This window comes from Streptomyces sp. NPDC001822, assembly GCF_042892135.1.
Lineage (GTDB): Bacteria > Actinomycetota > Actinomycetes > Streptomycetales > Streptomycetaceae > Streptomyces.
On the sequence record NZ_JBIATW010000003.1, the window covers coordinates 642970 to 667112 of the forward strand.

The 24143-nt window shown below is 68.0% G+C and carries 14 protein-coding genes; 6 read left to right on the forward strand and 8 right to left on the reverse strand.

Going from position 1 to position 24143, the window contains the following annotated elements:
- The first annotated feature begins 49 nt into the window (after positions 1-49).
- Together ACFYY2_RS10650 and ACFYY2_RS10655 are read left to right on the forward strand one after the other, a co-directional pair.
- Positions 50-3526 carry a ThuA domain-containing protein gene (locus ACFYY2_RS10650; protein WP_388739949.1) on the forward strand — a complete coding sequence of 1159 codons (3477 nt, stop codon included), beginning with the start codon at positions 50-52 and terminating at the stop codon, positions 3524-3526.
- Positions 3527-4201: 675 nt separating this feature from the next.
- Positions 4202-4747, forward strand: coding sequence for a hypothetical protein (locus tag ACFYY2_RS10655; protein ID WP_388739952.1), 546 nt, complete (start codon positions 4202-4204; stop codon positions 4745-4747).
- 366 nt (positions 4748-5113) lie between these two features.
- Here ACFYY2_RS10655 and ACFYY2_RS10660 read toward each other — a convergent pair whose 3' ends face one another.
- From ACFYY2_RS10660 to ACFYY2_RS10670, 3 genes are all read right to left on the reverse strand, one after another.
- Entirely contained in the window at positions 5114-5587 is a 474-nt protein-coding gene (locus ACFYY2_RS10660) for a hypothetical protein (protein ID WP_388739955.1), read from the reverse strand.
- Between the two features lie 400 nt (positions 5588-5987).
- On the reverse strand, positions 5988-8387 hold the full coding sequence (locus ACFYY2_RS10665) for a lectin (protein ID WP_388739958.1): 2400 nt from the start codon (positions 8385-8387) through the stop codon (positions 5988-5990).
- A gap of 518 nt (positions 8388-8905) precedes the next feature.
- Positions 8906-9271: a hypothetical protein gene (locus ACFYY2_RS10670; RefSeq protein WP_388739961.1), complete on the reverse strand. Its 366-nt coding sequence runs from the start codon at positions 9269-9271 to the stop codon at positions 8906-8908.
- Between the two features lie 540 nt (positions 9272-9811).
- Here ACFYY2_RS10670 and ACFYY2_RS10675 point away from each other — a divergent pair.
- Positions 9812-10495 (forward strand): alpha/beta fold hydrolase, encoded by a 684-nt coding sequence (locus ACFYY2_RS10675; RefSeq protein WP_388739964.1) that lies wholly within the window; start codon positions 9812-9814, stop codon positions 10493-10495.
- A gap of 35 nt (positions 10496-10530) precedes the next feature.
- Entirely contained in the window at positions 10531-10902 is a 372-nt protein-coding gene (locus tag ACFYY2_RS10680; RefSeq protein ID WP_388739966.1) for a hypothetical protein, read from the forward strand.
- Here the strand turns inward: ACFYY2_RS10680 and ACFYY2_RS10685 are convergent.
- The 4 genes from ACFYY2_RS10685 to ACFYY2_RS10700 form a co-directional block, all read right to left on the reverse strand.
- Positions 10877-11392: a hypothetical protein gene (locus ACFYY2_RS10685; RefSeq protein WP_388739969.1), complete on the reverse strand. Its 516-nt coding sequence runs from the start codon at positions 11390-11392 to the stop codon at positions 10877-10879. The two genes, ACFYY2_RS10680 and ACFYY2_RS10685, sit on opposite strands and share 26 nt — an antisense overlap.
- A 181-nt stretch (positions 11393-11573) precedes the next feature.
- A complete protein-coding gene (locus tag ACFYY2_RS10690) occupies positions 11574-12269 on the reverse strand; it encodes a CHAP domain-containing protein (protein ID WP_388739972.1) in 696 nt (231 codons plus the stop codon).
- A 240-nt stretch (positions 12270-12509) separates the two neighbouring features.
- Positions 12510-16364, reverse strand: coding sequence for a helix-turn-helix domain-containing protein (locus ACFYY2_RS10695; RefSeq protein WP_388739975.1), 3855 nt, complete (start codon positions 16362-16364; stop codon positions 12510-12512).
- Positions 16365-16505: 141 nt separating this feature from the next.
- Positions 16506-16919 carry a DUF6086 family protein gene (locus ACFYY2_RS10700; RefSeq protein ID WP_388739978.1) on the reverse strand — a complete coding sequence of 138 codons (414 nt, stop codon included), beginning with the start codon at positions 16917-16919 and terminating at the stop codon, positions 16506-16508.
- 586 nt (positions 16920-17505) lie between these two features.
- Between ACFYY2_RS10700 and ACFYY2_RS10705 the strand changes: the two genes are divergently transcribed.
- Together ACFYY2_RS10705 and ACFYY2_RS10710 are read left to right on the forward strand one after the other, a co-directional pair.
- The gene (locus ACFYY2_RS10705; RefSeq protein WP_388739981.1) at positions 17506-20343 is read left to right on the forward strand and encodes a carbohydrate-binding protein; all 2838 of its coding nucleotides are present in this window, start codon (positions 17506-17508) and stop codon (positions 20341-20343) included.
- Positions 20344-20363: 20 nt separating this feature from the next.
- Entirely contained in the window at positions 20364-22091 is a 1728-nt protein-coding gene (locus ACFYY2_RS10710; RefSeq protein ID WP_388740066.1) for a ThuA domain-containing protein, read from the forward strand.
- 532 nt (positions 22092-22623) lie between these two features.
- Here ACFYY2_RS10710 and ACFYY2_RS10715 read toward each other — a convergent pair.
- Positions 22624-23079 (reverse strand): hypothetical protein, encoded by a 456-nt coding sequence (locus ACFYY2_RS10715; RefSeq protein WP_388739984.1) that lies wholly within the window; start codon positions 23077-23079, stop codon positions 22624-22626.
- Positions 23080-24143: the final 1064 nt, after the last annotated feature.

Genomic DNA, 24143 nt, shown 5'->3' on the forward strand with positions numbered 1-24143 from the left:
GATTCACCTGGGATTTCCCCCGTCCGATCCACGACTGCAGGAGCCGCACATGAGATCAACGATGACGAGATGGCTGCTGAGCCTGGTCAGCTCCACCCTCCTCGTGACTGGGCTGGCCGCACCGGCCACCGCCCATCCGGAGGGCTTCCACGTCCTCCTGTTCACCAAGACCGCACCGGGCGCCTACCGGCACGACTCCATCCCGGCCGCCATCACGATGTTCGACCAGGCCGCCGCCGAACGCGGATGGGAGCTGACCAAGAGCGAGAACGCGGCAGTCTTCAACGACGCCGACCTCGCCGAGTACGACGTGATCGCCATGGTCCAGACCTCCGGCATGGTCTGGGAGACGGACGCCCAGCGCCAGGCCGTGCAGAAATACGTGCACGACGGCGGCGGCATCGCTGCGGTCCACAACACGCTCGACATGGGCATCGAGAACGACTTCCCCTGGTGGGACGAACTGGTCAACGGCGGCGCCCACATGCCCGCCCACTCACCCGGCAGCCTCCAGGGCACCGCCAAGGTCGCCGACCGGGTGCACGCCTCCACCTCGCACCTTCCCGACCGCTGGACACGCACGGAGGAGTGGTACAACTTCGACCCGAACCCGCGCGGTGATGTGCACGTACTGGTCACCGCCGATGAGACCACGTACAACCCGGGCAGCGAGGCCATGGGGTCCGACCACCCGATCTCCTGGTGCCGCGACGCCGAGGGCGGCAGCGTGTGGGCCACCGCCATGGGACACGACACGGCCAGTTACTCGGACCCGCAGTTCCGCAACCACGTGGTGGGCGGCGTCGAGACCGCCGGCGGCAAGGTCAAGGCGGACTGCGGCCCGACGACCTGGGACGCCTACGAGAAGGTCCCGCTGGACGAGAACACCACTGGCCCGGCGGCCCTGGACATCGCCGACGACGGCCGGGTGTTCTACGCCGAGTACGGCGGCAAGGTGAAGGTCCACAAGCCGGACAGCGGCGACGTGGTCACCGCCGCCACGATCGACGTCTACACCGGCGGCGAGGACGGACTGACCGGCCTCGCCCTGGACCCGGACTTCGCCACCAACCACTGGATCTACCTGATGTACTCGCCGGCCGGCGGTACCGAGGACATCGCCCGCGTGTCGCGCTTCACCGTCAACGGCGACAGCCTCGACAAGGCCAGCGAGAAAGTCGTCATGAAGGTCCCCTCGTCACGCCAGGCTCCGGAACCCGGGCACACCGGGGGCTACATCACCTTCGGGCCCAACGGCAACCTCTACATCGGGACCGGCGACGACACCGAGCCGTTCCGCTCCGACGGCTATGCCCCGATCGACGAGCGTGCCGGACGCGCCGACAACGACGCCCAGCGCACCTCGGCCAACACCAACGACCTGCGCGGCAAGATCCTCCGCATCCACCCGGAGGCCAACGGCACCTACACCGTCCCGGCGGGCAACATGTTCGCGCCGGGCACGGCGAAGACCAAGCCCGAGATCTACGCGATGGGTTTCCGCAACCCCTTCCGGTTCTCCGTCGACCCCGCCGACGGCACCCTGTACGCAGCCGACTACGGACCGGACGCCGGATCCGACAACGCCGCCCGCGGGCCCGCGGCGATCGTCGAGTGGAACATCATCAAGCAGCCCGGCTTCTACGGTTGGCCGTACTGCGTGGGCGACAACATCCCCTACCGGGACTACGACTACGCCACCGGCCAGTCCGGCGCCGCCTTCAACTGCGCAGCCCCGGTCAACAACTCGCCGAACAACACCGGCATCACCGAGCTCCCGGCGGTCAAGAAGGCCGACGTCTGGTACGGCAACGGCGCCAACGGCGGGAAGTTCCCGGAGATGGGCGACGGCGGAGAGGCGCCCGCCGCCTTCCCCGTATACCACTACGACCCCGACAACCCCTCGGAGACGAAGTTCCCGGCCTACTTCGACAAGACGCCGTTCTTCGGCGAGTGGTCGCGCAACAATCTGCACGAATTCCGGCTGGACGACGACGGGAAGCTACTCAAGATCAACGACTTCCTGCCGGACCTGAGCTTCAAGTCCCCGATGGACATGAAGTTCGGCCCGGACGGCGCGATGTACCTGCTGGAGTGGGGGAGCGGCTTCGGCCGGGACAACCCGGATGCCGGCCTCTACCGCATCGACTACAGCTCGGGTGACCGGCGCCCTCTCGCCGCGGCCACCGCGACCCCCACGTCCGGGCCCGCACCACTGACCGTGAAGTTCTCCGGTGAGGGCTCGCGCGACCCGGAGGGCGGCACGCTCACCTACCACTGGGACTTCGGCGACGGTGCCACCTCCGACCAGGCGTCCCCCACGCACACCTATACGGCGAAGGGGCAGTTCACCGCCCAGCTCACCGTGACCGACACCGGCGGCCGTGACGGCACCGCCAACCTCACCGTGACCTCCGGCAACACGGCGCCGACCGTGAAACTCTCCCTGCCGAACGGCGGCATGTACGGCTGGGGCGACCGGATTCCCTACACGGTGGACGTCACCGATCCGGAGGACGGCACGATCGACTGCACCAAGGTCAGGACCGTGCCCTCGCTCGGACATGACGAGCACGCGCACGACACCGACGCCATCACGGGCTGCTCGGGCACCATCATCCCGGAGACCGACACGGGCCACGCCGACCTGAACGTGTCCTACGTCGCCTCCTCCAGCTACACGGACAAGGGCGCCTCCGGAGCGCCCGCGCTGGCGGGAAGTGCCAAGGCGCTGCTCCAGCCCAAGCACAAGCAGGCCGAGTTCTACACCAGGCAGTCCGGAGTCCGGGTCGTCTCACAGGGCGGTGCGGAGTCCGGCGGCCGGCTCGGCGACATCAGCAACAACGACTGGGTCTCGTACTCGCCGGTCAACTTCACCGGCATCGACAAGGTCTCGCTGCGGCTGTCCTCACCCTCGGGCGGCGGCGGCACGGTCGAGCTGCGCGACGGCTCGCCGACCGGCGCGCTGCTCGCCACCGTGCCGGTCCCGAGCACGGGTGGCTGGGACAACTACCAGAGCACACCGGCGGTCGACGTCGTCAGGCCCGGCGGTACGACCGAGCTCTACCTGGTCTTCAAGACGGTGTCGGCCGGCTCGTACGACATCGACTCGATGACCTTCGTCGGGAAGGGCGTCGGTCAGGGCGGCCCGTCCGCCCCGGCACAGATAACCGGCCTCGGCGGAAAGTGTGTCGACGTCAACGGCCGGAGCACGGCGAACGGCGCCAAGGTCCAGTTGTGGGGCTGCAACGGCGGTGACAATCAGAAGTGGCAGGCCAACGGCGCCACACTGCGTTCGATGGGCAAGTGCCTCGACGTGGATGCCGAGGCCACGGCCGATGGGACGAAGGTCCAGCTGTGGGACTGCCACGGCCGCACCAATCAGGACTGGTCCGTGCAGTCGGACGGCACCATACGCAACCGCGGCATCTGCCTGGACACGGCGGGTGGCAGCGGGGCGGACGGAACCCAGCTGGTCATCAACCGGTGCGATGGACGTGCGTCGCAGAAGTGGACGGTGACATGACCAGCCGAGGGTGATCGACCGGCGCGGAACGGGGGACCGACGACCCTCGTTCCGCGCCTCCCGCAGTGCCTTGCCGCAGCCACCTTGCCCGGCTGGACGACATGGGATTCCTTGCCGAGCTTGCGGAGAGGTCGCGGGTGAGTCACGTCGATGTTCGATATGGATCCGTGAGAATCGGGAGGCATCAGGCCCACGAGACCGGGACACAAGGGTCACGACTTCTGTCATGGCCCGCTTTCGCGTATTGGTTACGGAGAGTCAGCTCTTTGCGGTCATACGAGGCCGGTTTGGATGAGCGCGATAGTCCAGGCGATGTTAGTTCCCAGGCCTGGTTGTCTCATCCAGCGCTCATGTGGTTGAGCCACCGTCGGGACCAGTCGAGGAAATCGGTGGTGGACGAGACGTTGGGGCCCCAGTACCCGTCGCCGTTGCCAGTGAGGAACCGACGGGTGAGGGGGCCGGTCTCAGTGCTGATGCACACGTTGGTGCAGCCCATCTCGATGATGTGGAGGAAGAGATCGCGTTCGGGGCCCTGGGCCCTGCGCCGTTGAAGGACTTGACTTCCTTCCGGGCTATGCCGCACGCCGTTCTTGCAATCAGGGGCTGCGGTGCACGTGGACGGTTGCACCGCAGCCCCTGCCCCTGAACAACCCCACACTCCGATATGATCGGAGAATGCCTGACCACGCTGGCCTGCTGCGGCTGATAGGTGCCAACCCGAACCTGGCGGTACTCCTGGCAGACGCTTTTGAGTTCGACACCACTCGCAATACCGCCACAGAATCTCCCAGGCTTATTTCCGGACTTCCGCTGACGGGAATCGCCGGAGATTTTGCGGGAGGAATGTTTTTTCTTTGCGGAGCGGGCGAAGTCAAGCCGGTGCTGTACGTAACTTCGGAGGGTGCCGCTGGAATTATTGGGGCCGACTTGGCGGAGGCCCTCACCCTCATCATTGGGTTTCCGTACTGGAGGGATTGTCTGACCCGCTCCGAGGGAGGTAAATTGAGTGCGATGGTGGCATCGGTAGATTTCCTCAATGCGAAAGCGAAGTCAGATCGCCCTACGATAGAAGCCGAGCAGAGGGTGGCTTCCCGGTTGCTCGAACTCTCTCGCGTCCCCACTGGAATTCTCGTGGCACGCCTCCATGCAGCCGTGCAGAGTACATCCCCAAATTTCTCTTTTATTGATGACACTGGTGAGTACGGCTCCTTGTTCGACTGAGGTGCAGTCGGCCCACATATTCCGGTTACCTGTAGGCCTTCGCCACCCACTCGCATATCTGCCGCTCACCGGAGCGAAACCGCTTTGTCTCGCGACCGTCATCGCTCTCGCCTCATGGCTTATGGCCGGGTGGACCATCGACGATCACATGCGTGGCGTGGGCGCTCGGATGCTTCCTCAGCTCGGGCCCGTTGGCGTTTCCGCAGTTCCAGGGTGGCGACAGCGGTTCACGGGCAGGAGGGCGGAAGCTCGTAGTCTTCACCGGTAGAAAACTTTCCTTGCGTCTGACCGAACCCTGGACAAGTTCGATCATTGCGGGTCAGATGCACTCCGCCCTGCTGGCCGCCCAGTGCGTCACGGCCAGCGTCAGTCGATGTAGGTGGGTACCGGGAACCACGTAGGGGGCAGTTCCTCGGCCGGACTCCCGGTTACGAGCCGCGGATAGCGGAACCGCCACCACCGTGCCTGTTGTGCGATCGCGCTCGGGCTCATACCCAACGGCTTGATCGGCGCCGTAGCCATGCGGAACCGCTCGTCCAGGGCATCCAGCTCGGATTGACGGAGCTGGCAGACACGTTCTGTCAGGATCGGCCAGGCTTCGTGGAGCCAGTCGCGATGAGCCGTGTCGTTGTCGAACTCCCAAGCCCACATGGTGTCGAAGCCCTCTTCCACGTCAGCGACGAACTCCGCCCACGCCTCCATGCGGGCGTTTAGTGTCATGTCGTGGAGGTAGCGACTGGACAGTAGTTGTGTGGCCTGAAGAACAGAAGCGTAGTCCCCTGAGTCCAGCCACTCGCTCTCCATGTCTGCAGCCTTGCAGAAGAGCTCTCTCTTGGTCACCCCCCTTCCTTGCGGATCCTCCGCAACGAGGCCGCCCTGCAGCTGCCAGGTGCAATACATCTGATCAGCTCATGAGGGTTTTGCGCGAACAATGGCGAGGTCAGGGGCACACTCCGGCACGTCCACCACGTCTGAACCCGCCAAACTCATGAAATGGCGAGATTAGTGCGCTTCTCCGCCGTGAAGGTCCGGTCGTCGATCCGGGCGGCCAGGACGAGAACGAACCGTCGGCGACGGTGATTCCCTGCACAAACCACAGGCGGAGATGACTGGGGCCCGCCGAGAGTGCCGAACCCGAGGCCAGGAGCGAAACCCGAAGCGAGGGCAAGGGACGTGCACTCCGGCCCTTGCCCTCGGGGGCACCGGTCACCCCTCACGGGTTACGCGTGCCGCCCCTGTCCTACGGCAGTACCCACTTCTGGTTGGAGCCGGCGTGACAGGTCCACAAATGGACCGGTGTGCCGTCGTTCCAGACGCCCCCGGAGGCGTCGAGGCACTTGCCGGACTGCGGGTTGCGTACAGAACCGTCGGCCTGGGGCTCCCAGGTCTGTGCCGCGGTGCCGTTGCAGGTCCACAGCTGCACCTTGGTGCCGTCAGCGGTGCCGGCGTTGTCGACGTCCAGGCACTTGTCCAGGGCGCGCACGTTTCCGTCTCCGGCAACCGTCCACCGTTGGGCCGCGGTGCCGTTGCACGTCCACAGCTGGATCTTCGTGCCGTCGGCGGTGCCGCTGTTGTCCACGTCCAGGCACTTGCCGGCGACTCCCTTCACCTCGCCCGTCCGGGAAGTCACTCCGGGCAACTGGTTCATCGTGTACCAGGCCTCGGTGCTCCAGAGCTGTTTGCCGTCGGTCGCGCTGAAAGGACGGGCCGAGCGCACATGGACGACTCGGTCGGCCTTGAGCCCCGGGACCGCCAGCGTGACCGTCTTGCGGTCGGCTGAGAGCGTGGCCGACTGAGCGGTGAGGCTCTCCTCGTCGACCTTGGGACCGCCGTACGCCGCCGTCGGCACGTAGCGCCACTGTTTGATCTTGTAGCGCCCGGCAAGGTTGGCCGCGGTCTCTGTCGACACCGGCTGGGTGTACTCCAGCTCGAAGCCGCCCGGCACCGCGCGCATGGCACGGATGTCGAAGGCGTCGGTGCCGTTCGGTGTCAGCTTCTGCAGACCGTAGCTGAGCTTGCCTTCCTGGCCCCAGTTGCCACCGGCACCCAGTCCGCCTGCGTAGAGGGCGCCGTCCGGGCCGACGCTGATCCGGGTGACGCCGGCCTCCAGCCCCTGAGTGAGACGGAAGACCGCGCCCTGGTACTCACCACCGACCTTCTCCAGGAACGCGCGCTGGATGCCGCCGTACGTCACGTCGCCGAACAGCATCTGTCCGGCGAAGGGGCCTTCCTTCAACTGCAGGGGCGTACTGGGCGAGTTGGCTATCTCGTTCTGCGGGAGCCACAGCACCGGTTTGCTCACCGGCCGCGAGTCGAAAGGACCGCTCGGGTTCATGTAGTGGTTGAAGAAGCGGTCTTGCTTGATGTGCACCAACTTCGACGAGGGCAGCCAGCCGCCCTGGTTGTCGGTGACGAACATGTCGCCGTCCGGGCCCCACCCAATGCCGTTGGGGGTGCGCAGACCGCCCGCGACGTAACTGACGGCTCCGGTCGCCTTGTTCACCTTGATCGTGGTACCGCGGTTCGGTGCCGGCTGGGGGTCCGTGGTTGCGCCGCCGTAGTTGATCGACACCGACAGGTTCAGGTAGAAGAACCCGTCCTTGTACAGCAGGCCGAAGGCGAACTCGTGGAAGTTGTTGCCGAACGGCCAGGTGGCGATCCGCTTGTACTCATCGGTGACGCCGTCGCCGTTGGTGTCGTTCAGTTCGGTCAGCTCGTGCTTCTGGGAGACGTAGAGCTTCCCGTCCACGTACTTGACGCCCATAGGCTCCTTCAGCCCACTCGCGATCTTCTTGTACGTCACCTTGTCGGGTCCGGTGGCCCCGGTCACGTTGCTCAGCAGGTATACCTCGCCCGTGCTGTTGTCCGTGCCGCCCCAGGTGGTCACCGCGAGGCGGCCGTCGGGCAGCCAGTCCATGGCGGAGACCTGCGGTTCGAAGCCGGCCGGCCGCAGGTTCGTCAGGGTGTAGTTCGGGTGTACCCCGGTCAGGGGCAGGCCGTCTCCAGGCGTGTCAAGAGCGCCTTCGCACTCCTTGCGTCCCGGCGATGTCACGCGTACGACGCCGGCGTCGGTGCTCAGCACCGAGTTCGGTACGACGCTGAAGCCGGAGGCGCCTGGAGGCTTCCAGGAGAGCGTGATCTGCTGGTCGCCGCCCGCCTCGAAATGCTCGATCCGCAGGGAGTGGTAGCCGGCCGTGAGCGAGACCGTGGCGTCCTTGGGCAGGTCGGAACCGTGCAGGCCGTCGTGGTCGATGACCAGCTTGTCATCGACATAGAGGCGGGAGCCGTCATCGCTGGCCAGCCGGAAGGTGTGACTGCCGGTCGTGACGACGTTGAGATTTCCGGTGACCTGGCTGACGAAGTTGGACGCAAGCCCGAAGTCTGCGTCGGAAGTCCAGTTGATCACCGACATCTTCTTGTCGATGTTCGGCGTCTGTCCCGGCTTGAGGGTGCAGATCGTCTTCAGCGACGCCTGTACGTCGAAGACGCGGAGCGTCACACCGGGTTCCTGCGGGGGAAGAGGCTCCGCCTGCGGGGCGGCCGCGATCGCGGGGCTGGACAGGCCGAGGGCCAGTAACGGAACGGTGAGCGCTACGGCCAGACGTCTGCCGAGTCGGTGGGAGAACAACCGTGGATACACGTGACCTCCTGTAGGTCCCCCGATGTCGGGGAACGCAAATGGGGCAAGGTGCAGGATCCACCGCCGCCGGAGCGCGCCGTCGTCCCGGATACGGAGTGATGCGGAGATGCGGACGGTGATGCCTGAGGCACGTACTGTCGCCTCACTGCCGCGTCGCACACAGTAGGGACTTCCCCTGAGTACGTCCATGCTTTGTCATGCGCGCGTACAAAGTTTCTGTGAAGTCCGCGGAGTGGGCCGAGACCACCGACGAGACCCGCCGCGCGTTCAACCGGACGGGCTGGGCCCTGCGCGACGCGGACGGGCATCGCCACCGCTTCGATGAGCGTCCGCCTCGCCGACCGCGCCACCGCCCGCGTCCACACGGGCATCGGCCGCGACACCCGCACCGCATCCCCCGCAGTATGGACAGCAGTTCGAGTCGGTGCACGGGGCTGTCCGGGACGACTCCGACGCCGTGATCACAACACCCATGGCTGTGATCATCCCGCCTCGGCACGGGTCGACCACGGGTTCCGTCACCCCCACTCCGACCTGTCGGCCAGGCGGCGGTACCACCAGAACTCCGTCCGCCACTGGCGCCGGTGCGCGATCGGGTCCGGCAGAGTACGGCGCAAGAACACCGCGTCCAAAGGCCTCACGAGCCGGCCGAGCTCGGCGCGGGCTGGATCCGGCAGCCGCTCCAGGACCTCCTCCAGTACGTCGCGTGCGTGCCGGACGTCGTCGAAGGAGCACCAGGTGCACGAGCAGTACGACTCCCGCGGGTACAGCGGACGTCTGCCCGGTGGATGCAGGAACCCGCGGTACCGCCGTAACGCACGGTCGGTTGCGCCTGGATGGATGTAGAAGCTGCCGCTCAGGTACTCCACCCGGCGCACGGCCATGCTCGCCCTGGCGGAAAGTCCATGAATACGGAACGGCGGGGTCGGCCCCCAGACGCGAGGGAGTGGCTGTTCAGCGCGCAACGCGCGTGGCCGTCTACGCGGCATCGGCCTTTCGGCGCATGATCATGGGAGCCATGATGCCAGGCGCCGGTCAGATCTCCGACAGAGTTTTTGGGACCCGCCGTCGGCACCCGCGTCATCTTGGCAGACATCGGCTATGACCTCGACCACCCCAACGAGCTGCCACCCCTCGTCCACTGCGCGCACAACCTGGACTGTTGGACGGCTGGAAGGCGAGTGGGGGAGTCTCCGTCGAGGAGCTCAGCGGCCAAGCGGTTGAGGTGACGCAATAGTTCCTGCGCAAGGGGTCAGCACTCGAGGCGGGGGCTGAGTACCCGATTCAATCTCGCCAACGGGATTGGTCGCCCGCCGATCCTGCGACCCGGAAGGTTTGCCGGGTTGGAGTGGCCTGAGCCTCTTGTCAGAGCCACTCGATAACGTGCCGGCAGCCAGATCCGACTCATCTCCGGGAGTACTTCCGTGGACATCTTGCTCATCGCCGGCCTGTGGTTCGGTGGATCCGCATGGGACGAGGTCGTGCCCGAACTCACTGCACTCGGCCACCGCCCCGTGCCGCTCACCCTCCCCGGCCAGGGCGACGGCACCGCTTCCGCGACGCTTGACGACCAGCTGGCAGTTGTACTCGCCGCCGTCGACGGAGCGGCGGGGAAGCCCTTGGTGGTGGGGCACTCCGCTGCGTCGAGCCTGGCCTGGCTGGCCGCCGACGCGCGACCGGAGAGGGTGGCCAAGGTCGTACTGATCGGCGGCTTCCCCGCAGCCGATGGGCGGACTTACGCCGATCACTTCGCGATTGAGGGCGGCACCATGCCGTTCCCGGGCTGGGGCCCCTTCGAGGGAGCGGACTCCGCCGACCTGGACGAGGAGACGCGGGACCGCCTTGCGTCCGCCGCTGTTCCTGTCCCCGAGGGGGTTGCCCGGGGAGTCATGCGCCCGACCGACGAGCGTCGCTTCGACGTCCCCGTCGTGCTCATCTGCCCAGAGTTCACCCCCGCCCAGGCCAAGGAGTGGATCGCCGCCGGCGAGAGCCCTGACCTCGCCCGCGCGACCCACCTTGAGTACGTGGACCTCGACTCGGGCCACTGGCCGATGGCCACCCGCCCCCACGAGCTCGCCCGCGTCCTGGCGGAGGCCGCGAACGCATAGTGCTTTGACGGGGTTGGGTCGTCAGGCCGCTGAACATGGAGTGGCGCTGCCTGGACTGCAACGCCACGCGCCGGATCCAGCAGGACTGGTACGCCCTGCCCGAGCAGACCCGCCACTACCGGGTCTACGCCTCCAACGCGCGCGCCCAGGCGTCCTCCGGACGCCGGCATTCGCGACCGCCCTCAAGAGCAGACAGCCCGCCCGCTTCCATGAAACGAACCCTCGACGAGGTCAGAGACGCTGTCGCCGCCCGGGTAACCCGCCCTCGATCCCTCCACGAAGGCGGCCACGTCTACGTCGTCCTCCTCAAGGAATCCGCCCTGCGCTACGGATCCGCCGATCCCGGCGCCGTACACGGTCGCTGCGCCACCTCCGGACCGCTCAGGCGCGGTTGTTGTAGTAGGTGACGTCCCAGTGGTTGCCCTCGCGAGCGTAGACGTTGCCGGCCGGGGACTTGTACAGGGCGGCGCCGTCGTTCCGCTTGCCCGTGTGCTTGAAGCGGCTGGTGATGTACCTGTTGACACAGTTGTTGAGCGCGATGTCGGCCTTGTAGCCGTTGTAGTGGCTGTAGGTGCCCGAGGCGTGACCGCGCTCGGTGCCGCCGGTGACACGGACGGCGCATCCGCCGGCCTTCTTGAACGCCACGAGGCCGGCGATCGTCGTCTTGTTGATCTTCGTGAACGAGGTGCAGCGGCTGTTCTCCCGGTTGGAGCAGCTACCGCTGGACGACCAGCTGATGCCGGCCTGCTTCAGCACGGCAGCCGCCTGGGCGTGGGTCTGGTACTTGGCCGGCGCGTGGGCGGCCTCCGCCGTGGCCGCGAGCGGTCCGCCGAGGACGGCCGCCGCGGCGAGAGTGGAGAGGAGGGCACGGTTCGGTGCGAGGAACTTCGTCTGCATGGTTGCTGCTCCTGGGTGGACGGGCGCCGGACGCCGTAGGGTGCCGGCGACGTGGGCGCGAGAGGGGAGGCGGGGGGTCGCATCGGACGAGCGGCCCCCGCCGAAGATCCGGTGGTGGTTGTACAGTCCGGCCGGGCAGCCGGTGGTGGGAGGCCTGCCCGGACCGGTGGCGTTGGGCCGGCTACCGCGTGGAGGCGAATCCGGCGAACTTCTTGCTGGGCAGGTAGGGGCCGCCGGTGGCGCGCTTGTCGTCCCAGGAATAGGTCCGGCGGGTGACACTGTCGGTGCCTGTACCGGCGTTGCCCTCGATGGTGGTGACGGACCGGCCCTTCACGGAGACGACCACACCCACGTGACCGAAGGCGCTGTTGGAGGTGTTGGTCCACACCAGGACGTCGCCGGGCTGTGGAAGCCTGTTGACCCGGTAGGGGTGGAACCGGTTGCCCATGTGGGTACGCCACCGCTGGGAGGCCTCGTACTTCGCCGGGACGCCCTGCTTGCCCCACGTCGCGGCGGCGAAGTGCCCGCACCAGGACTGACCGTTGTAGTTGTTGTAGACGTTGAGGTTGTGGCCGCCGAGGTAGTTGTTGTTGCCCTTCGGCGAGCTCAGCTTGATGGGGCCGTTCTTCGCCGTCCTGTACCTGGTGGGTGTCTTGAGCGCGTGCTCGGCCTTGGCGACGATCTGCTGGCGCGTGAGGACCAGGGGCGACGCGGAGGCGGCGTACCTCTCTCCGGTTGTCGCCGCCGTCGCGTGGGTGGGCCCGGCGGGTGTGGCCTGGGCCTGGGACACGGCGAGGCCGCCGGCGAGCAGCGCACTGAGAGCGATTGCGACGGTACTGGTGCTCCCGGACACGGGCATCGTGCTGGACTTGGTCATGATGTTCGCTCCTTCTGAGATGTTCGTCCCGCGCTGCCGGAGGCGACCGGCAGGGCGTTGGAGGACAGGTGGTCACACCGTGGTGGCCGGGGGTTCCCACGGCTTTCGGCGCAACTCGAGTCTCGGCACCGGCGGTGGGCGGGATCCAGCGTTCCGCGGTTTCCTCTTGCGTCAGGGTGGCCAGGAAACCGCCGCTGAACTGGCACGATGCACCTGCGAGTGACGGGCCGTCGGCGCAGGTCACCTGCAGCCCGGCTCGTAGGGAACCTGCGGGAGCTGCTGCCTCCACCGGCTTTCGCCGAGATCTCCGACGATCCGGCAGACCTTGCGGAGGACCTGCTGCGCGTCGAGGCTCCACCGGCGGATCGTGCCGTCCTCGGAGACGGACACGATCGGCCCGTCCTCCCCCATGAAGGCGAGGGAGCGGACGGTGCGGCGGTGACCCTCGAGGGTGTGGAGGAGCCGCCCGTCGGAGGTGTCCCAGACACGGATGGTGTTGTCCTGACCTGCGGTGGCGAGCCGCGTGCCGGACCGGTCGAAGGCGGCGGCGAAGACGCCGCCGGTATGGCTGGTGAGGACGCGTGTGCGGCTCTCCGGCCCGCGGTTCCAGAGCCTCACCGTGTCGTCCCAGCTGGCCGTGGCCAGCAGCCCCTTGGGTCCCGCGGCCACGTCGAGAACCGGCGCGCCGTGGGGGAGCCTGCGCCGCAGACGTGCGTCGGTGTAGTCCCAGACGTTGGCTGCGCTGTCGAGACCTGCCGTGATGACGGTGTCCTCGCCCAGGAAGGCGACATCCTGCACGCCGTCGGAGTGACCGTCGAGGACGTGGAGTCGGGTCGGCCTCTGCGCTCCGCCGTAGGCCAGGTTCCACAGCCCAGCCGTGTGATCGTCGCTGCCGGTGGCGAGGATATGGCGGTGCTGGGGGCGGAAGGCGAGCGACCTGACGGTACGTTTGTGCGCCCGCCATTGCGCGATGGGAAGCCCGGGCGAACGCCGTGGGTCGTCGGTGCGCCAGACGCGGACGCGGCCACTCTCGTCGGCGGCGGCGAACCGGGTTCCGTCGTCACTGAAGGCGACCGCGTGCACGGACGTGTCTCTGCCGTCCGTTCCCCGCAGACGGCGTGCCGTGCCCGTGCGCAGGTCGAGGATGCGTGCGGAGCCGTCCTGTCCGGCAAGGCCCAGATGACGGCCGTCCGGGGAGAGCGCCGCCTCCAGCCACGGCTCGCCGCCCCCGAGCAGCCCGAGCGTGCCAGTGGGTGTCCACAGCCTGACGAGCCGGTCGTCACCGCCGGTCGCGAGGGTACGGCCGTCGGGCGAGTACTCGGCTCCCCAGACGAAGCCCTGGTGACCCACCAAGGTGGTGAGCAGCCGGTGTGAGGCGAGGTCCCAGACGGCCACGACGTCCTCGTGACCGGAGGCTGCCACATAGAGCCCGTCGGGGGAGACCGTCACGTCGACCACCGAGTCCGTCAGCCCTGCGAAGGTCGCCTCCCTCTTCCTGCCTCCGATGTCCCAGAGGGAGACGTCGCCGTCCCACTCACCGGCCACCAGCCGGCGTCCGTCCGGGGTGAAGGAGAGGGCCCAGATGCTGTCAGTCCCGTCGTTGTCCAGTTCCACGGACGTGTCGCCCACCAGGTCCAACAGCCACAGACGGCCGTTTCTCCCCGCCACCGCGGCGCGCCTGCCGTCGGAGGCCAGGGCCACCGAGTAGAGCGGGTGACCGAGATCGACACGGAACGGCCGGGCGCGGGGGCGGGTCAGGTCATGACGCGCGACCGTGCCGTCCTCGGAGACGGAGAGCAGCGTTCGCCCGTCCCGGGAAGCGGCCAGCCCCGTCACCCGCCGGCCATGCAGGTACGGAAGCAGCGCCTGCTGTCCGCCCGGACCGGCGAGCGTCGTCAGCTCCCCCTGCGCGTCTCCCCAGACGATCCTCCCCGTCCCCTGTGCGACGGCGACGGCCTGAACCGCTTCACCGTGATCGATCTGCCTGACCTGCCGGTGCGAGCGGCTGTCCCAGATACGGACAGTGCCGTCCGCCCCTCCCGACACCACGTGCCGACCGTCGCCCGTCCACGCGACGGCGCGCACCCGGCTGGTGTGACCCTCCATGGATCCCTCGTACGGCTCGGCCTGCGTGCTCAGCAGCGCGCTACGGGAGGCGCGGGTCTGGGCGGTCGACCAGGCCGATGCGGCCAGGAGCATGGAGGCCTCGGAGTTCTCGCCGATGTCGGGCACACCGAGCAGAGCCAGCTTCTCCGCGAGACGTGCCATGCGCTGCCCGTTGACCGCCTCACGGCTGTTGTGCACGGCCAAGCCGGTACTGACGAGAGCCATCACGAGCAACGCCACGAGCGCTGCCAGCAACTGGTGGAGGCGGCGCGCGCGCCGTTGTTCGCGCTCCCGTTCGCCCTGCTCCTGAGCCTGTGCCGCGAGCAGGAACGCCCGCTCGGTCGCCCCCACCGCGACCAGAGGATGCCGGGCGGCCTCTTGAGCGGTGATCAGACGGCTGCCCCTCGGAAACAAGACGGGATCCTGGCCCTCCGCATGCCACTGCCGGGCGGTCTCCCGCAACTGGTGCCAGGCGCGCAGGGCAGCGGTGTCGGCGTCGATCCAGCGCCGCAGCCGAGGCCAGGCGCGCAGCACGGCCTCGTGGGCGAGAGTGATCCGGTCGTGGCCGGCGGTGAGGAGACGGGCGCGAGTGAACTCCTCGACGACGTCCTCCGCCTGCCCGCAGCCTCCGAGCGTGAGCTCCTCCGGAGTGGCGTGGCGGCGGATGGCACGGCCGTCCCCGTCGACCTGGACCAGGCGCAGCAGGACGGCACGGGCCGCCTCCTTCCGACCGGCGGACAGGCGCCCGTAAGCCTGCTCCGCGGTGGCAGCCACCGCGCCGAGAATGCCGCCGGTCCGCTCGTAACCCTGGACTGTCAGACGCTTCCCGTCGCGCTCCTGCCAGGTCGCGAGGAGAGCGTGCGAGAGCAGTGGCAACACACCCGGCCCGCCGGGACCCGGCACGCTCTCGCCGGCGCTCTGCTGTCCCGCGACGGTGCCGAGGTCCCGCAGAATCACCTCGACGAGTCCGGGTTCGGGCTCCAGCCCCGCGCCCTCGGCCGGCCCTGCCACGGCGGAACGGATCTCGTCGGGAGACATCGGCTGCAGCGGGAACTGCCCGTCCCGCAGCGCCTCGGCGAGCTCCGGATGGGCCAGACAGGGGCCGTAGAAGTCGGCGCGCATGCCCAGGACCACCAGAGCCGCCGGACCGCTCCGCTGTTCCGATCCGTCGTCGTTTCCTGTGCGCGGGTCGTCCGGCGTCGACAGGGCGTGCAGGGCACGGATGAACAGGTCGCGCTCGACGGCGTCCTGACACAAGGTGAAGATCTCCTCCAGCTGATCCACGACCAGCACGAGACGCGCCTCGTCCTCCCACGGGTCCTGACGGAGGAGACCGCGGACGAACCGGGCGAGACAGCGCGGACCGCTCTCCAGAGCGGACCGCAGCCCCGCCGGGTCGGCCCGGAGCGTGCGGGACAGTTCGGCCAGTAGGCCGTCCACGGGACGGCCGCCAGGATGCGTGACAAGAACCGGCCAGCGGTGCGAGCCCGGCACCGGGAGCGCTCCCCGGTGCAACGCCGGCAGCAGCCCGGCCCTCAGCAGCGAGGACTTTCCGGTGCCGGAGGCCGCCACCACCGTCGTCGGACCGCCCCCGTCCAGCCGCGCGGTCACCACCTGGACCAGGGCCGCCGTGGCTCGTTCCCGGCCGAAGAACCAGCACATGTCGGCAGTGTCGTACGCGGCGAGCCCTCGGTACGGGCACTCGCCCGCACGCACCCGTCGGCGCTGCTCCGGAACCGCCGCGGCCGTCAGACGATCCAGGATGCCACCGGTCTCCAGGACCATGTCGCAGGCCTGTGCCACGGCGGGTGTGAGGGCCTGGTTCCCGTTCTCGACGCGGGACAGGTAGCCCTTCGTGTAATGGATCCGCTCGGCGAGCCCCGCCAGGGAGAGACCCTTGCGCAGGCGTAGCCGTCGCAGCTCCTGCCCGGGGCCGACGGCCCGCTGCGTCGCATCGTCCTGCGGTCCACCATCTGCTGGAATGTTCACGCCCTGTTCATTGCGCGGGCGCGGCAAAGGTGTCTGCCAGATGGCAGGTACAGCCGAACGGGCGATGTCCCGTGCCTGCTCATAGCGGGGGAGGAGTTCGGTCCAGGTTCCCGAGTCGCCGGGGGTGCCGGCAGGGGAGGTTCAGTTCGTCATGTGTCGGACGAGCTCCCGGGACTGCTGCCGTAGTGCGGCTGTCCACTCCCTTGCATGCGGATCCGAAGCCGTCTTGAGACAGTCGCTCTCGGCGCGCTCGGCCGTCTGCCAGTTCACCTCGATGTTCGCTGTCTCAGCCAGGGCCAGCACCGTGGCCACGAACCCTTCGGACAGGGTGGCCATGACAGCGTGCCTGGTTCTGGCATGCCAGGCGAGCAGGGCATCGACGAACGTTGCGAATGCGATGGGGTCGATCCGGCACTCGTCGGCCTCCATGGGGCCGATACCCGATGGCAGCCCCACTTCGGCTTGATAGACGGTGACCTGACTCATGAACAGCCGAGACGCCCCGTTGGAGGGGTTCCACAGGGTTCGGTCACCCAAGGCGTAGTACTGGCTCAAGTCAGCCCCTTCACCGCTGGCAACAGGAGGTCGACATTACGTTCAGTCAGCCCTCCACGGGAAGTGATCCATGGCCGCTGCAAGTGAGCGAAGGCACCTGGAGGTTGATCGGGGCTGCTGTCCGGGTCGGCTGGTCCTGATGGCTCGCGCGGCGGCTGTCCTTCGGTTTACTCCGGCAGGTGCCCGGTCCGGCCGGGAGTGGATGCAGACATTTAATTGTAATCATGAACTAAAGGGTTCGCACGGTGCTATTCCGCCTCATGCCTGGCCCGCTGAGCCGATGAGCGTCCGGTGTCCAGAGGGGTTCCGCGAATTTGACCACGTGCTTGACAAATTAAGTCCACATTGCCAGCATGCAAAATCTCGCGAGTCTCCGCACGTACCCCGATGGCGCAACGAAAGCTCCTGCAGCTTCAGCACAGATCGGTACGGCTGCTTTCCGGGTGACGGGACATCACCCGAGCGCAGGTTCCTCCCTCAGTGACACGGCAGCGTGTTAGCCGCGCGCTCATGCCTGGCTCACTCCCCCCAAGGTCAGGAAGGACGCTCCATGTCAGGACTGTCAGGACGGTCTCGGCCGAGACGTATGTGGTTGAGGTGGCTCACGGTACTCGGCCTCGTGGTCAGCGGCGGTGCCCTCGTCGGCCCCGCCGCCTCGGCCCACCCCGGCCACCCCGAGCACGAGGCCGCCGCTGCGGCCATCCCGGCCGGTGACTACCAGCAAGTACAACTTGCACTGGGGGCATCCGAGTTGGGTGAGGCCATGTCGCTTGCGGTACTGCCTGACCGGGCTGTTGTGCACACGGCCAGGGACGGCACGGTCCGCTACACCGACGCCGCGGGCAACACCAAGACCGCCGGCAAACTGGACGTCTACACGCACGACGAGGAGGGTCTCCAGGGTATAGCCGCCGACCCGGGCTTCGCCTCCAACCGCTATCTGTACCTGTATTACTCACCCAGGCTCAGCACCCCGGGGGGTGACGCCCCCGTCACCGGCAGCGCCGCCACGTTCGAGACGTGGAAGGGGCACCTCAACCTGTCCCGCTTCACTCTCAAGACCGACGGCACCCTCGACCTGACCAGCGAGAAGGTCGTACTCGAAGTCCCCAATGACCGCGGCCAGTGCTGTCACGTGGGCGGCGACATCGACTTCGACGCCGCCGGGAACCTCTATCTGACGACCGGTGACGACACCAACCCCTTCGAGTCGAGTGGCTACTCGCCCGTCGACGAACGGACCGACCGCAACCCGCAGTTCGACGCCCAGCGCTCCTCGGGCAACACCAACGACCTGCGCGGCAAGGTGCTGCGGATCAAGCCCACCGCGGCCGGTGGCTACACCGTGCCCGCCGGGAACCTCTTCGCGCCCGGCACGGCGAGGACCCGCCCCGAGATCTACGCGATGGGATTCCGCAACCCGTTCCGGATGTCCGTCGACAAGGCCACCGGTGCCGTCTACCTCGGTGACTACGGCCCCGACGCCGGCGTCACCGACGGCAGCAGGGGCCCGAGCGGACAGGTCGAGTTCAACCGGATCGCCGCCCCGGGCAACTACGGCTGGCCCTACTGCACGGGCACGAACACCGCCACCGAGACGTACGGCGAGTACACCTTCCCGAGTGGTCCGTCCGCAGGGAAGTACAACTGTGGCTCCGGCCCGGCCAACAACTCCTTCCGCAACACGGGCCTGCCGACCCTCCCCGCCGCCAAGCCGGCGTGGATCCGGTACGCCGGGGACGCCGGCTCGCCGTCCGAGTTCGGCAGCGGCTCCGAATCCCCCATGGGCGGCCCGGTCTACCGCTACGACGCGGCGCTGAACTCCAGCGTCAAGTTCCCCCAGTCCCTCGACGGACGCTTCTTCGCGGGTGAGTACGGCCGTAAGTGGATCAAGGCCATCGAGGTCAAGTCCGACGGAACTCCGGGTGTCATCGAGGCCTTCCCCTGGACCGGTACGCAGGTGATGGACCAGGCCTTCGGGCCGGACGGAGCCCTCTACGTCCTCGATTACGGCACCGGTGGCAACAACCAGGCCCTCTACCGGGTCGAGTACGTCGGCGCCGCCAACCGCAACCCGGTCGCCAAGGCAGCCGCCGACAAGGTCTCGGGACCGACGCCGCTGACCGTCGCGTTCTCCTCGGCCGGCAGCTCCGACCCTGAGGGCCGAGCCCTCACGTACGCCTGGGACTTCGGTGACGGCACCAGCTCCACCGCGGCAAACCCGAGCCACACGTACACCACCAACGGCACCTTCCGTCCCACCCTCACGGTCAAGGACCCCGAAGGGCTGACGGGCTCGGCCAGTCTCGTGGTGACCGCGGGGAACACCGCACCGACGGTCACGCTCCAGTCCCCGAAGGACGGCCAGCTGTTCTCCTTCGGTGACACCGTGCCGTTCCAGGTGTCGGTCAGCGACCCCGAGGACGGCACCATCGACTGCTCGAAGGTCAAGGTCACCTACCTCCTCGGCCACGACGAGCACCGGCATCAGATCACCCAGACCACTGGATGCTCTGGCAACCTGACCGTGCCCGCCGACGGCGAGCACGACAGTGCGGCCAACATCTACGGAGTCTTCGACGCCGAGTACACCGACGCCGCCGGACTGACGACGCACAGTGCGCGCATCCTCCAGCCGCGCCACCGGCAGGGTGAGCACTTCGGTGCGCAGAACGGCATCCAGGTCGCCGCGCACAGCACGGCGGAGGGTGGCAGCACCGTCGGGTTCACCGACAACAACGACTGGGTGTCCTTCACGCCGTACAACCTCTCCAACGCCACCCGCTTCACCGCCCGGGTCTCCTCGGGAGGTGCCGGCGGCACGATCGAGGTGCGCGCGGGCTCCGCCACCGGCACGCTGCTGGGCAGCGCAGCCGTCGCACCGACCGGCGGCTGGGAGAACTTCGTCGACGTCTCGGCGAACCTCACCAACGTCCCCACGGCGAGCACGGAGTTGTTCCTCGTCTTCAAGGGCGCGACCGGACAGGGCAACCTCTTCGATCTCGACGCGTTCACCCTCGCCACGGGCAGCACTGGATCGAGTCAGACGGTCGAGGGCGAGTCGTTCAGTTCCGGGCAGGGTGTTCAGGCCGCCGACCACGCCCCGGCGAGCGGCGGCAGGACGCTCGGCTACATCGAGAACGGCGACTGGGCGGGTTACGCGGCGGTCCCGACGGCCGGGACCAAGACCTTCAGCGCGAAGGTGTCCTCGGCCGGCGCGGGCGGCACCGTCCAGATCCGCTCCGGTTCGGCGACCGGCGCCGTGCTCGGCTCGGTGGCGGTCGCCAACACCGGCGGCTGGGAGACCTTCACCACGGTCTCGACCACACTGACCGGTACGGCGTCCTCGGGCGCTCTGTTCCTCACCTTCGCCGGTGGTGCAGGGTCCCTGTTCGACATCGACACCCTCACCCTCACCAAGTGACGGACGGGAAAGGGACCATGATGTTTCCTCGACTCAGCCGGCTGTCGACGAGGGCGGCCTCGTCCCTCGTCGTGGCGCTCGGCCTCGCGGGCGCGCTCCTGACGCCTGCCTCGGCGGCGCCCGCCGCCGACCCCGCCTACAAGGTGCTGGTCTTCTCCAAGACGGCCGGCTTCCGCCACGACTCCATCCCGGCCGGCATCCAGACCATCCGTGACCTGGGAGCCTCCAACAACTTCACCGTCACCGCCACCGAGGACAGCAACACGTTCACGACGGCCAACCTGGCCGGCTTCAAGGCGGTGGTTTTCCTCTCGACCACCGGTGACGTCCTGAACACGACCCAGCAGTCGGCCCTCCAGTCCTACGTGGACGGGGGCGGCGGCTACCTCGGCATCCACGCCGCGGCCGACACCGAGTACGAATGGCCGCAGTACCAGCAGCTCGTCGGCGCCTGGTTCAAGAGCCACCCGGCGATCCAGCAGGCCACGGTACGGACCGAGGACCGGGCCAACCCGGCGACCTCCCACCTCGGCCAGACCTGGAGCCGCACCGACGAGTGGTACAACTACCGCACCAACCCGCGCCCCGACGTGCGGGTGCTCCAGAGCCTGGACGAGGGCAGCTACAACGGTGGCGAGATGAGCGGCGACCACCCCATCACGTGGTGCCACCCGCAGGGCAGCGGCCGTTCCTTCTACACGGGACTCGGCCACACCCAGGAGTCGTACGCCGACCCCGCCTTCCGTTCGCTGCTGCTCGGCGGCATCCGCTACGCGGCGGGCTTCGCCAAGGCGGACTGCCGCCCCGAGACCGGCTACACAAGCCTCTACAACGGCTCCACCACCGGCTGGTCGCAGGCGGGCCCCGGCAGCTTCACCAACACCGACGCCACCCTCACGTCGACGGGCGGCATGGGTCTGTACTGGTACCGTGCCAAGGAGTTCGCCTCGTACTCGCTCAAGCTGGACTGGCGGATGCCGGGGGACGACAACTCCGGCGTGTACGTCGGCTTCCCGGCCTCCGACGACCCCAACTCCGCTGTCAACCAGGGGTATGAGATCCAGATCGACGCCACCGACTCCGCCGACCGCACCACAGGGGCGATCTACGGCTTCAGATCGGCGGACATCGCGGCGCGCGACGCGGCGCTCAATCCGCCAGGCAGCTGGAACACGTACGAGATCCGGGTGGAGGGCGAACGGCTCCAGGTGTTCCTGAACGGCACGAGGATCAACGACTTCACCAACGCCGACCCCGTCCGCTCCCTCGCGCAGGGATACATCGGGATCCAGAACCACGGCACCGGCGACGACGTGGCCTTCCGCAACATCCGGATCAAGGAGCTGGGCGGCACGAACCCGCCCACCTCGACCACCTACGAGGGGGAGTCCTACACCTCCTCGCAGGGGGTCCAGGCAGCGGACCACGCCCCGGCCAGCGGCGGCAGGACGCTCGGCTACATCGAGAACGGCGACTGGGCGGGCTACGCCCAGGCTTCGCTGACGGGCGCGAAGACCTTCACCGCCAAGGTCTCCTCGGCCGGCGCGGGCGGCACCGTACAGGTCCGCTCCGGCTCGGCCACCGGAACGGTGATCGGAACGGTCTCCGTGCCCAACACCGGAGGCTGGGAGACCTTCAGAACGGTCTCCACAGCGCTCTCCGGCACACCGACCGGACCGGTGTTCCTCACCTTCACCGGCGGCGCGGGCTCCCTGTTCGACATCGACACCTTCACCCTCGGGAGGTAGGCGCCGACAGGCACACCTGGAGGATGCGACGGGGCGTCGGCGCCCCGGCCGGCGGGCGGTTCCGGACAGACCGGGGCCGTCCGCCGCCGTCTGCCGAAAGCAGTGGGAAGGGACCAGCGGGGACCCGGAAGGCGGGGAGGTCGATGCGCTGGCTGCTGTGCAGGAGGAGCCGGCTGCGCCATCGCGTCCGCTGCGCGACCCGGATGCGCCTCAGATGCTCACCGAGCGCCGGGGCGAACAGCTGCCGCAGTGGCTCGACGCCGTCGCCAGGACGACCTCCCCTCCCCAGCCTCCACACTCTCGCGGCAGGCATCGGCCGAGACCGCGACACCGCCTGCCTCACCCTGCCCTGGGGCTCCGGCGTCGTCGAGGGGCACGTCGGCCGGATCAGGTTGCTCAAGCGTCAGATGTTCGGCCGGGCCGGCTTCGCACTGCTCCGCAATCGAGTCCTGTTGGCGTCTTCGACGCTACCGGGACCGAGCTTCTGGCGTTCAGCGGCGTCAAGAACGAGCAGCCCTCGCGGGTGGGATGGTCAGAAGCTCCAGCTGTAGAGGCCGCCACCCGTATGCGCCGCAGACGCTGCGAGGCGGGCAATGCCCTGCAAGACCGCAAGGAGATCATCGTCGGTCATATCGTCGCCGCCCTCAGACCGGAGCCGCGCAATCCAGCGGCCTGCGAGCTCATCGAGTCCGGCAGAAGTCGCTTTGCCGAGCGCTCGGGTCAGCCGCTTCGGCAGAGCGAACACCTCAATGCCATCGTTCAAGGGCGCGGTGACCCACTCCGGCCACGGCCGCCACGCATAGAGCTGCTCAAGCGGCGGGGCCTCGGCCGAAGGCGCCTCGAAGTACATGTCCCACTCGGCGATGGCGCTGTCCGGCTCAATATAACGGCAGGTCACAGAATCAAAGTCCTTGCCGGGCCCCTGTAGGCGCGTCGAGGCGGCCGTCTCGACGTCAGGGGCGAGGAAGAAGATTATGTCGTGGGCCATTCGAGCATGATGGCAGCCCGCCGAGCAGACGCCGGTGCTGCTATATGGGTCTCAGCCGTCTGATCGAAGGGCCACTTCGGCTGCGTACGCGGTCCTGACGGCCCGCGGCTGACCAGCGCTGGGCAGCCGCGGGGCTGATCCGAGCAGAGGTCGGAGAACGCCCGGGGGGATCTGCGCGCAAAGGTCGAGCAGGGCAGCGCTTCGCTGGGCTTCGGAGGGGAGTCCGATGGTGCGGAGGCGGCGGCCGGGTTGCGTGCTGGTCGTGGGTCTTCCGGGCATCTGAAGCGTGGTCGCACGTGCGCCAGGGGGCACGATGTCCTTGGCTGCTTCGGCAAGGTGGTCGAAGGAGGGAGCCAGGTCATCGTGCCCGGAAGCCTTGCGACGGGCGGAGGTGGGCTACAGCGATGTCTCGGACGCCGGCAATGGCTTCGGGGGCAAGACAGGCGAGAGCAGGAATCGCGTGATACCAGCCAGCAGTGGTCAAGGCGTGGTGCAGGGACTTGATGGCCGTTTCGCCGGCTGGACGTGTGGTTGAGGTCGCTTTCAAGGCCAGGTGCTGGATGGTGTGGTGAAGCGATCTGTGCCGATCGGGTGGGGGACGGGGCAGGGCGGATAGGGATGCGGGCGAGGTGTGATGCCACTGCGGTCAGTGCAGCCGCCTGGCGCGCTTGGCCGAGGTTGAACCAGTGGACGCAGGGCGGGTCCGCTTCCACCGGGCCCGCGTTTGCGTAGGTATGCGGGTGGTGTGGGCGGGCCCGGTCGGCGGCGTGGGTGCCGCCGGCAGGTGCGTGCGCCCGGCGGGCTGGGGCGTGGAGCAATGGCGGTCATGCGGGCGGAGCCGATGCGCGGGGCCTGGGACAAGGCCGCGTCGATCACCTCGGGCCTATGTGGCCTCGTTGCAGTTCAGGGCCTCGATGCTGTGTGAGGGACGTAAGTTTCACATGGGGTGCCCTTGTGCCTCAGAACCCTGATCAGCCGCTTCTGCCGTCTCGCCATCAAGTTGGCAGCCTTCGTGACTTCCTCCATGGAAGGACGTACTCGGCCGCCTCAGTCACCATCCGGCT